Source organism: Nocardia africana NBRC 100379 (genome assembly GCF_001612635.1).
In the GTDB taxonomy this organism is placed as follows: domain Bacteria; phylum Actinomycetota; class Actinomycetes; order Mycobacteriales; family Mycobacteriaceae; genus Nocardia; species Nocardia africana.
This window is the reverse complement of sequence record NZ_BDAV01000008.1, coordinates 54,242-67,346: the sequence shown is the minus strand read 5'-3', so window position 1 is coordinate 67,346 and position 13,105 is coordinate 54,242. Positions and strand designations below refer to the sequence as shown.

13 protein-coding genes are annotated in these 13,105 nt (G+C 69.6%); 11 read left to right on the top strand and 2 right to left on the bottom strand.

Annotated features, from left to right (window positions below; translation table 11 throughout):
- Genes NA3_RS14265 through NA3_RS14235 form a run of 7 tightly spaced genes read left to right on the top strand, consistent with a single transcriptional unit; the run spans position 1 to position 6,960 of the window.
- The gene (locus NA3_RS14265; protein WP_062964173.1) at positions 1 to 240 is read left to right on the top strand and encodes a HypC/HybG/HupF family hydrogenase formation chaperone; all 240 of its coding nucleotides are present in this window, start codon (positions 1 to 3) and stop codon (positions 238 to 240) included.
- The gene (gene hypF, locus NA3_RS14260; RefSeq protein ID WP_439956177.1) at positions 237 to 2,558 is read left to right on the top strand and encodes a carbamoyltransferase HypF; all 2,322 of its coding nucleotides are present in this window, start codon (positions 237 to 239) and stop codon (positions 2,556 to 2,558) included. Before NA3_RS14265 ends, hypF begins: the two co-directional genes overlap by 4 nt.
- 20 nt (positions 2,559 to 2,578) lie before the next feature.
- A complete protein-coding gene (locus NA3_RS14255) occupies positions 2,579 to 2,914 on the top strand; it encodes a HypC/HybG/HupF family hydrogenase formation chaperone (RefSeq protein ID WP_062964102.1) in 336 nt (111 codons plus the stop codon).
- Positions 2,911 to 4,023: a hydrogenase formation protein HypD gene (hypD, locus tag NA3_RS14250; RefSeq protein ID WP_062964101.1), complete on the top strand. Its 1,113-nt coding sequence runs from the start codon at positions 2,911 to 2,913 to the stop codon at positions 4,021 to 4,023. Before NA3_RS14255 ends, hypD begins: the two co-directional genes overlap by 4 nt.
- Complete coding sequence (gene hypE, locus NA3_RS14245) at positions 4,016 to 5,101, top strand: hydrogenase expression/formation protein HypE (RefSeq protein ID WP_062964100.1); 1,086 nt, start codon at positions 4,016 to 4,018, stop codon at positions 5,099 to 5,101. The genes hypD and hypE overlap by 8 nt, the downstream gene beginning before the upstream one ends.
- 30 nt (positions 5,102 to 5,131) lie before the next feature.
- Positions 5,132 to 6,205, top strand: coding sequence for a Nickel transporter NicT (gene nicT / locus NA3_RS14240; protein WP_218021821.1), 1,074 nt, complete (start codon positions 5,132 to 5,134; stop codon positions 6,203 to 6,205).
- Positions 6,202 to 6,960 (top strand): DUF6390 family protein, encoded by a 759-nt coding sequence (locus NA3_RS14235; RefSeq protein ID WP_062964171.1) that lies wholly within the window; start codon positions 6,202 to 6,204, stop codon positions 6,958 to 6,960. Before nicT ends, NA3_RS14235 begins: the two co-directional genes overlap by 4 nt.
- A gap of 12 nt (positions 6,961 to 6,972) precedes the next feature.
- On the opposite strand, the gene NA3_RS14230 is transcribed toward NA3_RS14235, so the two are convergent.
- Positions 6,973 to 7,863, bottom strand: coding sequence for a YihY/virulence factor BrkB family protein (locus NA3_RS14230; RefSeq protein WP_227995076.1), 891 nt, complete (start codon positions 7,861 to 7,863; stop codon positions 6,973 to 6,975).
- Positions 7,864 to 8,086: 223 nt separating this feature from the next.
- Between NA3_RS14230 and NA3_RS14225 the strand changes: the two genes are divergently transcribed.
- From NA3_RS14225 to NA3_RS14215, 3 genes are read left to right on the top strand one after another with little or no spacing between them, the layout of a single operon-like run.
- Positions 8,087 to 8,998, top strand: coding sequence for an LLM class F420-dependent oxidoreductase (locus tag NA3_RS14225; protein ID WP_167354989.1), 912 nt, complete (start codon positions 8,087 to 8,089; stop codon positions 8,996 to 8,998).
- Positions 8,995 to 9,306: a hypothetical protein gene (locus NA3_RS14220; protein ID WP_062964097.1), complete on the top strand. Its 312-nt coding sequence runs from the start codon at positions 8,995 to 8,997 to the stop codon at positions 9,304 to 9,306. Before NA3_RS14225 ends, NA3_RS14220 begins: the two co-directional genes overlap by 4 nt.
- Complete coding sequence (locus tag NA3_RS14215) at positions 9,306 to 9,842, top strand: Dabb family protein (protein ID WP_062964096.1); 537 nt, start codon at positions 9,306 to 9,308, stop codon at positions 9,840 to 9,842. Before NA3_RS14220 ends, NA3_RS14215 begins: the two co-directional genes overlap by 1 nt.
- Positions 9,843 to 9,863: 21 nt before the next feature.
- On the opposite strand, the gene NA3_RS14210 is transcribed toward NA3_RS14215, so the two are convergent.
- On the bottom strand, positions 9,864 to 11,789 hold the full coding sequence (locus NA3_RS14210) for a serine/threonine-protein kinase (RefSeq protein ID WP_062964095.1): 1,926 nt from the start codon (positions 11,787 to 11,789) through the stop codon (positions 9,864 to 9,866).
- 274 nt (positions 11,790 to 12,063) lie between these two features.
- Here NA3_RS14210 and NA3_RS14205 point away from each other — a divergent pair, with 274 nt between their 5' ends.
- On the top strand, positions 12,064 to 13,005 hold the full coding sequence (locus NA3_RS14205) for a pentapeptide repeat-containing protein (protein ID WP_084491551.1): 942 nt from the start codon (positions 12,064 to 12,066) through the stop codon (positions 13,003 to 13,005).
- Positions 13,006 to 13,105 lie beyond the last annotated feature (100 nt).

Sequence of the window (13,105 nt, the reverse complement as noted above, 5' to 3'; positions counted from 1 at the left end):
GTGTGCCTCGGAATTCCGGGCCGGGTCGTGGGGATCATGGACGGCTATGCGGGTCAGCTCGCTCTCGTGGACGTCTCCGGCGTCGAGCGCACGGTGAATATCGGCCTGCTGGAGGACGATCCGGTGCGGCCGGGCGACTGGGTGATCATCCACATGGGCCTCGCGGTCGAGCGCACCGACGAGGCGGGCGCCCGCGAGGCACTCGCCGGACTGCGACTGCTGAGCCGAGGTGAACCGTGAGTACCGAGGCGGGCCGAGCGGTGAATACCGAAACCGGGCGAGCAGCCGACGCCGGGCGTGCTCGGTGCCGGCTGGTCGTGCGCGGTGTGGTGCAGGGTGTGGGATTCCGGCCCTTCGTCTACAGCACCGCCGCCGAACTCGCGCTGACCGGCAGTGTCGCCAACGACAGCGACGGGGTGATCATCGACATCGAGGGAACACCCTGGGCGCTGGCCGAATTCACCGATCGGGTGCGCCGCCATCCGCCGCCGCTGGCGGTGGTCGACTCCGTCGAGCGCACCGATCTGCCGGTGCGCGGCGGAACCGGATTCCACATCGCCGGCACGACCCGCGGCAGCGGCCGCACCCTGGCCTCACCCGATGTGGCGATCTGCGCCGACTGTGCCCGGGAGCTGGCCGATCCCGCCGACCGCCGCTACCGGCATCCGTTCATCACCTGTACCAATTGCGGGCCGAGATTCACCATCATCGCGAGTCTGCCCTACGACCGCGAGCGGACGTCGATGGCAGATTTCGCCATGTGCGAGCGCTGCGCCCGCGAGTACCACGATCCCGGCGATCGCCGCTTCCACGCCCAGCCGATCGCCTGCCCGGACTGCGGTCCCACCCTGCGCTACTCCGGTCCGGGAACCGGCGATCCCGTGGCCGCCGCGCGAAAGACGCTGCGCGAGGGCGGAATCGTCGCGGTCAAGGGCATCGGCGGTTACCACCTCGCCTGCGCCGCCGACGACGAGGATGCGGTGGCGCGGCTGCGCGCGCGGAAACGCCGCGGCGCCAAACCTTTCGCCGTGATGGTCGCCGATCTCCCCGCGGCCCGGACCCTCGCACACGTCGACGCGGCCGCCGCGGCGGTGCTGAGCGGACCCCAGCGACCGATCGTACTGCTGCCGCGCCGCGGCCGGGCGCCGGCGGCATCGGTGGCACCGGACCTTCGCGATCTCGGCGTGATGCTGGCCTACACCCCGCTGCACCTGCTGCTGTTCGGACTGCCCGGCGACCCGCCCGGTCCGCCCGCGCTGGTGATGACCTCGGCCAATCTCGGCGGCGAACCGCTCTGCTACACCGACGACGACGCCGCGCGGCGCCTGCCGGAACTGGCCGACGCCGTGCTGGATCACGACCGCCGCATCCTCGTGCCTTGCGACGATTCGGTGGTCCGCCTGGTCGACGGAATCGAACTGCCGATCCGCCGCTCCCGGGGGTACGCGCCGCTGCCGCTGGCGCTGCCACAGGAGTCGGCGCCGGTTCTCGCGGTCGGCGCGGACGTGAAGAACACCTGTGCGGTCGCCGAGGGCCGGTACGCGTGGCTGAGCCAGCACATCGGCGATATGGACGATCTGGCCACGTTGCGCGCATTCGGCGCCGCCGAACGGCATCTGGAGGAGCTGACCGGAGTGCGCCCGGCGCGGCTGGCGGTCGACGCCCATCCCGGCTACCGCTCCAGCGCCTGGGCGCGCCGGGCCGCGGCGGGGCGGCCGGTACACACCGTGCAGCATCACCACGCCCACATCGCGGCGGTCATGGGCGAGCACGGCTTGCCCGGCTCGTCGACGGTTCTCGGAATGGCGTTCGACGGAACGGGTTTCGGCCCGGACGGGGCGATCTGGGGCGGTGAGGTGCTGGCCGCCGGCTACAAGGGATTCCGCCGCCTGGCACATCTGGCCTACGTCGCACTGCCGGGTGGTGACGCCAGCGTGCGCCGGCCCTACCGGATGGCGCTGGCCCATCTGCACGCCGCCGGCATCCCCTGGGAGGAGTCCATCGCCTCGGTCGCCGCGTGCCCGCCCGCCGAGCGCAGGGTCCTCGCTCATCAACTCGGCACCGGGCTGGGCTGCGTTCCGACCTCGAGCATGGGGCGGCTGTTCGACGCGGTGGCGTCGCTGGCGGGCGTGCGCCAGGTGGTCGACTACGAGGCTCAGGCCGCCATCGAACTGGAGGCCCGCTCGCGTGACGCCGATCCCGGACACGGCTACCGCTTCGCGCTGGGCGCACCGGACCCCGATGGTGCCCTGCGGATCGACCCGGCACCGGTGCTGGCCGCGGTGGTCGCCGACATCGCGGCGGGCGCCGGTGCGGACGTCGTCGGCGCGCGCTTCCACATCGCGGTCGCCGAACTCGTGGCCGCCCTGGCGCGGCGGTTCGGCGAACCGGGTGTGCCGGTGGCCCTGTCCGGTGGTGTGTTCCAGAACGCGCTGCTGCTCTCGCTCTCGCGAAAACGGCTGCGGGAAGAGGGCTTTCAGATCATCACTCATCACAGAGTGCCACCCAACGACGGCGGCCTGGCCTTCGGGCAGCTGCTCGCCGCCGGGGCTCGATGAGCGAAAGGAAGGAACCGATCATGTGCCTGGCAGTCCCGGGGAAGGTGCTCGACCTGTACGAGCGCGACGGCACGCTGATGTCGGTTGTCGACTTCGGCGGTGTCCACAAAGACGTGTGCCTGCAATACATTCCGGATGCCGCGGTCGGCGACTACGTCGTCGTGCACGTCGGATTCGCCATTCAGCGCCTGGACGAGGAATCGGCGCTGGCCACCCTGGCCGAATTCGCACACCTCGGTGTACTGAACGAGGAATTCGGCGACGGTTTCGCCATCGCCGCCCGCCAGTCCGGTCTTCCCGATCCGACCTCCGGCGCACCGTCGGAGCCCACCCGCGACGACGAGGTGAACCGATGAAATACCTGGACGAATTCAGCAATCCCGAACTGGCTCAGCGCCTGCTCGAACGCATCCGGGCCGAGTCCTCGCGCCGCTGGTCGATCATGGAAGTCTGTGGCGGACAGACGCATTCGATCATCCGGCACGGCATCGACCAGCTGCTGCCGGATACGATCGAGATGATCCACGGCCCCGGCTGCCCGGTCTGCGTCACGCCGCTGGAGGTGATCGACAAGGCGCTCGAGATCGCCGCCCGCCCGGAGGTCATCTTCTGCTCCTTCGGTGACATGCTGAGGGTGCCGGGCAGTTCCAAGGATCTGTTCCGGGTGAAGAGTGAGGGTGGCGACGTGCGCGTGGTGTATTCGCCGCTGGACGCGCTCACCCTCGCGAAGCAGAATCCCGACCGGCAGGTGGTGTTCTTCGGGATCGGCTTCGAGACCACCGCCCCCGCCAACGCCATGACGGTGTATCAGGCCCGGCGCCTGGGCATCGAGAACTTCTCGCTGCTGGTCTCGCACGTGCTGGTCCCGCCGGCGATCGCCGCGATCATGGAATCGCCGGACTGCCGGGTGCAGGCGTTCCTGGCCGCCGGGCACGTGTGCGCGGTGATGGGTATCGGCGAATACCCGCCGCTGGCGCGGAAGTACCGAGTTCCCATGGTGGTCACGGGATTCGAGCCGCTGGACATTCTCGAGGGGATCCGCCGCACGGTGATCCAGCTCGAACACGGACGCTACGAGGTCGAGAACGCCTACCCGCGTGCGGTGCCGGCCGAGGGCAATCCGGCCGCGAAGGCCATGCTGGAGGACGTCTTCGAGGTCACCGACCGCGGCTGGCGCGGCATCGGCGTCATTCCCCGCAGCGGGTGGCGGCTCTCGCCGCGCTATCGCGACTACGACGCCGAATACCGATTCAGCGTGGGCGATATCCATACCGCCGAATCGTCGGTCTGCCGCTCGGGAGAGGTCCTGCAGGGGCTGATCAAGCCGACCGATTGCGCGGCGTTCGGCACCCGCTGCACACCGCGTAACCCGCTGGGCGCCACGATGGTCTCCTCCGAGGGCGCCTGCGCCGCCTACTACCTGTATCGCCGCCTGGATCTCCCGGCGGAGGTGGCTCATGCTTGACCACGCCGGAACCTCCACTCCGCCACCGGTATTCGACGCCGACAGCTGGGTGTGCCCGCTGCCGTTGCGGGATTCGCCGACGATCGTGATGGCGCACGGCGGCGGGGGTGCGATGTCGGGCGAGCTGATCGAGCATCTGTTCCTGCCCGCGTTCGGCGCCGCCGCCGACGCCGCGCTCGGGGATTCGGCGGTGGTCGAGGTCGCCGGCGCGAGGCTGGCCTTCTCCACGGACTCGTTCGTGGTGAAACCGCTCGTCTTTCCCGGAGGCACGATCGGCGAGCTGGCGGTCAACGGCACCGTGAACGATCTGGCCATGGCCGGCGCGCAGCCACTGGTGCTGTCGACGGCGTTCATCCTGGAAGAGGGCACCGATCTGGCCGATATCGCGCGGGTCGCCGAGGCCATGGGCACCGCCGCCGGCACGGCCGGGGTGAAACTGGTGACCGGCGATACGAAGGTGGTCGATTCCGGGCACGGGGACGGCATCTTCGTCAACACCGCGGGCATCGGGCTGGTGCCCGCGGGGGTGGACATCCGCCCCCAGCGCGCCCGACCCGGCGACGTCGTGCTGGTCAGCGGTGATATCGGCGTGCACGGGGTGGCGGTGATGAGCTGCCGCGAGGGCCTGGAGTTCGGCACCACCGTGCGCAGCGACACCGCCGCGCTGAACGGTCTGGTGGCCGCGCTTCTCGAAACCGGCGCCGATGTGCACATGCTGCGCGATCCCACCCGCGGCGGGGTCGCGGCGACACTGAACGAGATCGCGAAAGCGGCGAATGTCGGTGTGCGACTGGACGAACGCGCCCTGCCGATTCCGGACGCGGTCCGCGATGCCTGCGGATTGCTGGGACTGGATCCGCTGTACGTGGCCAACGAGGGAAAGGCGGTCGCCTTCGTCGCCGCCGAGGACGCGGACCGCGCGCTCGAGGCGATGCGGGCGCATCCGCTGGGCACGCGGGCCTGCGCGATCGGCGTCTGCGTCGACGAACACCCCGGGATGGTGGTCGCGCGCACCGCCCTCGGCGGTACCCGGGTGGTGGATCTGCCCGCCGGCGAACAGCTTCCGCGGATCTGCTGAGCGTCCGGTGGGGCGCGGGCGGGAGACACGATGCGGCCGGTGGTGACGGTATCGCCCCCTCGAGAGTGGGCGCGAGAACATCGCGCCCGGCGCCGCGGCGTGACCGGGATGGCCGTGACCGTGGTCGCGCTGCACGTCGCGGGGTGGGGGCTGCTCGCCGCCCTGGTCGTGCCGGGCCACTACGCGGTGGGCAATGTGGTCTTCGGCGCCGGACTGGGCGTGACCGCCTACACGCTGGGTATGCGGCACGCCTTCGACGTCGACCATATCGCCGCCATCGACAACACCACCCGCAAGCTGGTGGGTGAGCGGAAGCGACCGGTGTCGGTCGGATTCTGGTTCTCGCTGGGGCATTCCACCGTCGTCTTCGTCATGGTCGGTGCGCTGGCACTGGGCGCTCGGGTATTGGCCTCCGGCGTCGAGGACGACGGTTCCGGTCTTCGACGCTGGACCGGTACGTTCGGCAGCGGCGTGTCGGGAACCTTCCTGTTGCTCATCGGTCTGCTGAACCTGGTGTCGCTCATCGGTATCGGGCGGGCGCTGCGCGCGGCGCGCCGGGGTGACGGCGACGAGCGGGATCTGGATTCCCGGCTGCACGCGCGCGGGGCCCTGAACCGGGTGCTGGATCCGCTGGTCCGCGCGGTGCGCAGCCCGGGGCAGATGTATCCGATCGGGGTGCTGTTCGGGCTGGGATTCGACACGGTGACCGAGGTGAGTCTGCTGGTGCTCGCCGGTGGTGCGGCGGCCGACACCGACCTGCCCTGGTACGCGATCGTGGTGCTGCCGCTGCTGTTCTCGGCCGGCATGACCCTGTTCGACTCGCTGGACGGGGCGTGTATGAACGCGGCCTATGGCTGGGCCTGCGCCGCGCCGGCCCGCAAGATCTACTACAACCTGCTGGTGACCGGGCTGTCGGTCGCGGTGGCCCTGCTGATCGGCGCCCAGGAGATCGTGTCCGTGGTGACCGGCGCACTGGGCATCACCTCCGGCCCGCTGGCCTGGGTCGGTGGTCTCGATTTGGGGTCGATGGGGTTCGTCGTGGTGGCGATGTTCGTCGCGACCTGGCTGCTGGCTGTGCTGCTGTGGCGACGCGGGGAAACATGAGCGGGCCGCAGATGTTCGCGCGCTACGCCTACGCGCCGAACGCGCTGGGCTACTGCGGCCCGGCCGACGCCGCCGCGCTGGCCGGCGGGACCGATGCGGAGATCCGGGCCGTGGCGCGGCGCTTCTCCGGAGCCTGGCCGTATCTGCGGGTGCTGTCGTCGATGACCGGCATCGCCGATCCGCTCGATCCGCGGCTGGTCGAATCCTATTGGCTCGGTGGGGGAGTCGGCGCGCGGATCGACAGGACGGAATTCCTGTCGCAGCTGTTGGCGGTGATCGGACCGGTCGCCGGCGGGTACTGGCGTCACCTGGGGCCGGAACTGGCGCGCGAGAGCGCGGCCAACCACAACTTCCACGTGTTCGGCATCTACCCGTGGACCCGTCTGCTCGGCCGGGGTCCGGCGGATCTGCCGCTGCGCGTGCTCGACAACTGCCGGATCACCTGGGCGCGGGTCTGCGCACGCGACGCCGGCACCGCGACGGTTTCCGTGCGCCGGTTGTGCTGGAGCGATGCACAACTCTCGCTGTCGGCGGAAACGCCGCGCCGCATCGAACTGGCCGGTGCGGGCATCGATGCCGCCGATATCGTGGCAGGCGATCATCTCGCGCTGCACTGGGACCACATCTGCGGCCGGCTGGACCCCGGCCAGGTCCGCCGGCTCCGGGCCGCGACGGCCTGGCAACTGGCGGCCACGAACCGCCGGCTGGACCCGCACTCCGCGCCACCGGCCGTCCGCCGGTCACGAGCCTCGTGACCGCGATGTCGATTACGGCCCGGGGTGCTCGCGCAACGTTCGCTGCCGGGTGATCTGGGCATCGACGACCGCGCCGAGCAGAATCGCGAAGTTGGTGAGCCACAACCACATCAGCAGGACGATCGCCGCGGTCAGCGACCCGTACACACGATTGAGCGAGTCGAAATGAGCGGCATACAGCGCCAGTCCGACCGACCCCGCGATCCAGATGCCCACGGCCAGTACGCTTCCGGAGGTGAGCCAGCGCAACCGCTGGCCCTCGGTGTTCGGCGCGACCCAATACAGCAGCGCCAGCGCGACACTCACCAGCAGCGCCAGCAGCGGCCACTTCACGATCGACCAGACCAGCAGTCCCGCCGACCCCATCCCGATCCGGTTGCCGGCGTGTTCGGCCAGGCCCGGGGTGATCGCGAAGCCGAACACGGTGACGACCACCGCGACCACCAGCACCAGCCCCAGCGCGAAACGCAGTGGCAGTGTGCGCCACAGGGATCGGCTCTCCCGCACCCCGTAGAGGGCGTTGGCCGCGCGGATGAACGCTCCCAGGTACGTCGATACGGTCCAGAACGCCGACAACAGGCCCACCACGGCCATCGGACCGGACAGCGACTTGACCGACTGCAGGTGATGGATCGAGTCGGCGATCAGCGACGTGCCGCCGCCGGGCCCCAGTCGTCCGGCCGCGCCCGCGAGCGAGTCCGCGGGGGCGGGTCCGGCGACACTCAGCACCACGATGGCGATCAGCAGGGCCGGAAACAGCGACAACATGCTGTAGTACGTCAACGCCGCTGCCCAGTCGGACAATTCGTCCGACCATGCCGCGCGCACGGTACGCAGGAGCACCCTGACCTCGGCCCGGCGAAACACCCGATACCGCAGCGCGGGCTCCGATCCGACGGCCACAGTTGCTACCTCCCAGCAGTTTTCGATCGAGCCCGGTCGCATCGCCGGCGCATGTACCGGAATACCACGTCCGCCTCCCGCCACGCGCTGCCGCTGCGGTTCCTCGCGGTGTCGACGTCCCCCGCGCCCCCGTTCGCCGCGCCGGATCACTGAATGGGGCGCTGGTCCCGGTGGCCGGGATCGAGGGTGGGTGTGTCATGGGTCACGAACGATGCTGAGCCGCATGACTCGGATCGGGATGCTGTTGCCCTATGTGGACGGAATGATCAGTTCCGGTGGATTTCTGCAAGATCTGGCGGGGACGCTGGAGGAATGCGGGGTCGAGTCGGCATGGGCGGTCGAGCACGTCGTGGTTGCCGACGAGTACGACCCGCGGTATCCGTACTCGCCGGACGGGCGGATGCCCGGTGCCGAGCACGGGGCGCCGATGACCGATCCCCTGGAGACGATCGCATTTCTGGCTGGTTCGACGCGCACACTGCGCTTCGGCACCGCGATGATGGTCGCACCGCTGCACAGTCCGGTGGTGTTGGCCAAGCGCGCCGCCACCATCGCCCTGCATTCCGGCGACCGCCTGCTGCTCGGGCTCGGAATCGGCTGGCAGAAGGAGGAATACGCGGCCATCGGCGTGCCCTTCGCCGATCGGGGAGCGCGCCTCGATGACGCCATCGGCGCGATGCGCGCACTGTGGGCGGACGCTCCGGCGAGCTACGCGGGCGACCATGTGCGTTTCGACCGCGTCTACTGCGAGCCCCGCCCGGCCGAGGGGACGGTCCCGATCGTTTTGGGTGGCAACAGCGCGCCCGCGGTGCGGCGGGCCGGTCGCCTGGCCGACGGCTGGTTTCCCTACACGATCACGCCGGCCGATTTCGCCGTGCGCGCCGACGAGGTGCGGGCACATGCGCGCGCCGCGGGGCGGGCCGAAAGCGCGGTCGAATTGACGGCGTGGCCCGGATCCTGCGATCCGGCGAGGGAATTCGATGTCGATTTCGTCCGCGGCTACACCGATGCGGGTGCGTCGCGGTTGGTGGTGAACCCGCCGCTGTTCGGGGAGGAGTCGTTGTTCGCCGCCGGCATCGCGGGGCTGCCCGGATACATCGGCCGGTACCTCGACGAGGTGGTGAGCAAACTGTGACCACGACGGTGACGGTGATCGACGAGATCGCCGTGCCCCGGGAGCGCGTCGAGGAGTGGTCACGGCGCTGGCGCAGCGACTATCTGCCCGGCGCTGGTGACCGCGGAATGCGGGTGATCCGGCAGTGCCGCGGCTTCACCTCGGCCGACACGGTGACACTGCTGATCCAGTGGGAGCTGCCCGGGATCTACGAGTTCTATCGGATGCGTGCGGCCGCGGGTGCCGACGACGGGGTGAGCCGGTTCTGGCAGTGGACCGATTCACTCGCGGTGGCCCGGTCGCGTCGAGTCCTCGAGGAGGTGCGCTGATGTCGCGCTGGGTGATTCGCACACCGATCGGCGTCGCCGGCCCGCCCGCCGCCTCCGGCGGAGAGGATCTACCCGGCAGCGTCGGCGGGCTCGGGATGACCTGGGATATGACCTGCGCCGATATCGGCGCGGCCTGGCCGGGGCGGCCCGCCGACGCCGACGCCGTGGCACTGACCCGCCTCGCCGGCGCGCGAGTCGCGTTGTCCGGCAAGCGAATCAAACGCACGCTGCTGCTTCGGGTGCGTCCCGGGACCGCGCCGGCCGTCGTGAGTCGTTTCGAAGCCGAACTGGCCGCGATGCCCGACCACATCACGGCCATCGGGTCGTGGACCCTCAGTCGCGCCGACCACCCGAGGTGGACGCATGCCTGGGAGCAGGAATTCGCCGACCTCGAGGGGCTCAACGGTGACTACCTGCTCCACCCGTACCACTGGACCTGCGTGGACCGGTGGTTCGACCCGGAGATGCCCGGCGCCATCGTCGATCCCGCCATCGCCCACCTGTACCGCTGGGCGGACGGACCGCTGCTGTCCTGAGAGTCGAGGCCGCGCGCTCGCCTATTCCGCGCCCGCGTCGGTGGTGGACGCGGCGGCGACGCGTTCGAGTGCCCGGAGATCCTTCTCGATGACCTCGTAGCACACATAGGCGAGGATGAAGCCGATGATGCCGCCGACGCACAGGACGCGCACCGCCCAGATGATGGACTCGATATCCGCCGCGGGTAGGAACGTGATCCCGGTGACGCCCACGAGCGGTACGGCCGCGGCCGCGGTGAGGTAGATGCCGGTACGCCGGGCGAGCCGGCGCAGATGTTCGACGTCGGCCGCGGCCGACCGTCCGTGGGCCAGGAAGAGCGGGTACAGGAACCGCACCACGTACCAGGTGATCGCGAAGTACGGATAGGCCAGTGCGACCGCACCACAGACCACCAGCGACAGCAGGAAATGTGTGTAGGTGGCGCCCGGAACGCCGCCGGCGACGAGATTCAGCATCACCGGAAAAATCACGCCGCCGGAGAACCAGAACACGAACGCGATGGCGGCCACCCGGTTGCCGAGCCGCAACGCGTCGATGCGGGCGCTCGTGAGCACGGCGTCGGGATAGTCACGCCCGTTGTGCAGTCCGATGGACACCTCGATGAGATGCCGCGCGGTGTAGAGGATCAGAAGGGTGGCCGCCACGATCGCCAGCGGATACAGCACCTGGGCCACATCGTGGAAGGACTGCTGGATTTCGGGCGTCAGTTTGCTGACGATCAGCGTTCGATTGTAGTAGTAATTGTACCATGCGGCGGCCAGATTCGGCACGGCGATCGCGATCGCGAGGATCGGTATCGGCCACAGCGGCCCGCGCGGCCGATGACTGTGCGGCGGCGCGTCGACCAGCTCCCGCGCCCGCGGGTCCAGGCAGAGCTCGAATTGCTGGGCCAGTTCCGCCCCGTTGGCCCAGCGATCGGCGCGCCGCGGCGCCAGGCAGGTCAGCAGCACGCGGCACAGCGAGGCGGGGCAGTCGGCGGGAAGGTCGTCGAGGAATTGCTGCGCTATCGGGCGGCGGCGCATGTCGAGGAGCTGTTCGACCGACTCCTGCGAGTCCTTCGCCTCGGTCGCGGGAAACGGTCGCCGCCCGGTCAGCAACTCCCACAACATTACCCCGAGGGCGTAGATGTCGCTGCGGGTGTCGAGATCGTTCACCGTGCCGGGCAACTGCGGGTGGCTCGCCTCGAGATGTTCGGGCGACATGTAGGCCAGCGATCCACCGAAATACGCCACCGGACTGCTGCCCGCGACATGGTTGCTGAAGCTGATGTTGAAGTCGGCCAGTTTGGGCGCGCCGTCGGCGGAGAGCAGAACGTTGGCCGGTTTGATATCGCGATGCAGCACACCGCGGTGTTCGGCGTAGTCGAGGGCTTCGGCGAGCCGGCGTCCGAGCCAGGCCACGGTCTCGGGCCAGGACAGGGCCGCGATCTCGTCCCGCGCGCGGCTGCTCGACGTGGGGATCTCGCCCTTGTCCTCCAAAGCCTCGTCGACCGCGTCCAGCAGGAGCCGCCCGCTGCGTTGCCGCGGCGCCGTCGCGCGGACCCGCGTCAGCACCGACGCCAGCGTCCCACCCGGGACGTATTGCATATACAGCAACTTCAGCGCCCGGTCGGGCAGCACCCGCTGGTCGTACACCCGGACGATGGATTCGTGATCCAGCTGCGCCAGGGTCTGCGGTTCGGTGCCGTGATCCGTCGAGATCTTCACCGCCACCAGGCGCTGCATCGACCGCTGCCGGGCCAGGAACACCTCGGCGAACGCGCCGCGGCCCAACTCCAGCAGCAGATCGAAATCGTCGATCCGGTCGCCGGGTTCGAGGTCGGCGGCGGGAGACGCGTGCGGCCGCGGCATGGTCGTGCCGGCGGTGGGTTGCGGCGCGGTATTCACCGCCCGATCGGCCGACGGGTCGAAGGCGGCGGTGGCATCGCCTTCCGGTCGAGCGCCCATGTGCTGGTCATTCCGGGATGAGACATCGAGACATGGTGAATTTTATCGCGCTCCGGGTCGCGAATCGGCGGGTCGGGAATCGGATGGCGCGACGGTTATCCGACAGCGATTTCCGTCCGTCCCGAGGATTCGGATTCCGCGCAGGTCGACCGGCGCGCCGCGGCCGGTCGATTACTTTTCGGTGACGATTGTTATGGCGGATCTCCACCGGTTATACCGTCGTTACAGCGAGTGAAGAGCTTTTCTGGGCGTTGCAGGCGTTTAGGAGGTTCGAATGGTGGTGCTCGTACAACGCCGGCCGGCACCGATGGCCGCGGCGGCGAATCTATTGCTCGACAGCGACGCGAATTCGGTGAATTCTTCTCGGCGCAGGCGTTTTCGGTGGCCGTGGCAACTGGCCGACATGTTCGTGTCGGCGGCCGCGCAGCTCTATGCCGGTGAGGGCGGATCACAGATTTCCGCCGTGCGCACGCTGGCCGAGATCGCCGATGCTTCCGCGTCCACACCGCGCCAGCAATGTGTGGACGTCCTCTGCGGCTACCTTCGGCTGCCCCGTGCGGCCGGCCGGGTCGGCGCCTACGACCGGGCGGTCCGGCGGACCATCGTCTCCGTCATCGCCGACCACCTCCGCCGCGGCGCGCGCCGCAGCTGGTCGCGTGCCACATTCGATTTCCGCAACGCTCAGCTCGAGGACGCCGATTTCACCGATGCGGTTTTCGGCGGCCCCGCGATATTCGAAAGCGCGAACCTGACGGGCATCACCCGATTCGACGGCGCGACATTCTCCGCCGACACCCATTTTCAGGCCGCGACCTTCGACACCGTGTGGTTCCGGGAGGCGGTGTTCACCGAGCGCGCCAGATTTTTCGGCGCCCGATTCGAGCGGGCCCGCTTCGACGGAACCACCTTCCGCGGCAGCGCCCAATTTCCCCTGGCGGTCTTCTCCGGCGACGCCCGATTCCACCGGGCGGCATTCCACGGCGGGGCGTACTTCGACAGCGCGCAGTTCCGCGGCACCGCCGACTTCGTCGCCGCCGGGTTCACCGGGCCGGCTCGGTTCGACGGCGCCGCGTTCGCCCTCGGCAGTTCCTTCGAACACGCCCGATTTCAGGATCCGATGCCGATCGAGCAGCCCTCGGACGACGCGGTCCGGGTGTACACCGCACCGGCCTCGCACGGGCTCGCCCACCGGATACCGGTCGCCGCATGCCTGTAGCCGGACGGCGCCGGCGGCGCAGAGAATCGGCCCCGCTCGGACTGCCCGTATCGCGGTTGGCTCGGGCAATCCTGGGTAGTAGCTCGGACGACGGTACTGG

What these genes read in the sequence shown, in the direction of transcription:
- NA3_RS14210 (WP_062964095.1), bottom strand. Translation starts at nt 11,789, where the DNA reads ATGGGCGCTCGACCGGAAGGCGATGCCACCGCCGCCTTCGACCCGTCG.
- nicT (WP_218021821.1), top strand. Translation starts at nt 5,132, where the DNA reads ATGCGGCCGGTGGTGACGGTATCGCCCCCTCGAGAGTGGGCGCGAGAA.
- NA3_RS14235 (WP_062964171.1), top strand. Translation starts at nt 6,202, where the DNA reads ATGAGCGGGCCGCAGATGTTCGCGCGCTACGCCTACGCGCCGAACGCG.
- hypE (WP_062964100.1), top strand. Translation starts at nt 4,016, where the DNA reads ATGCTTGACCACGCCGGAACCTCCACTCCGCCACCGGTATTCGACGCC.
- NA3_RS14255 (WP_062964102.1), top strand. Translation starts at nt 2,579, where the DNA reads ATGTGCCTGGCAGTCCCGGGGAAGGTGCTCGACCTGTACGAGCGCGAC.
- NA3_RS14225 (WP_167354989.1), top strand. Translation starts at nt 8,087, where the DNA reads ATGACTCGGATCGGGATGCTGTTGCCCTATGTGGACGGAATGATCAGT.
- NA3_RS14205 (WP_084491551.1), top strand. Translation starts at nt 12,064, where the DNA reads ATGGTGGTGCTCGTACAACGCCGGCCGGCACCGATGGCCGCGGCGGCG.
- NA3_RS14215 (WP_062964096.1), top strand. Translation starts at nt 9,306, where the DNA reads ATGTCGCGCTGGGTGATTCGCACACCGATCGGCGTCGCCGGCCCGCCC.
- hypD (WP_062964101.1), top strand. Translation starts at nt 2,911, where the DNA reads ATGAAATACCTGGACGAATTCAGCAATCCCGAACTGGCTCAGCGCCTG.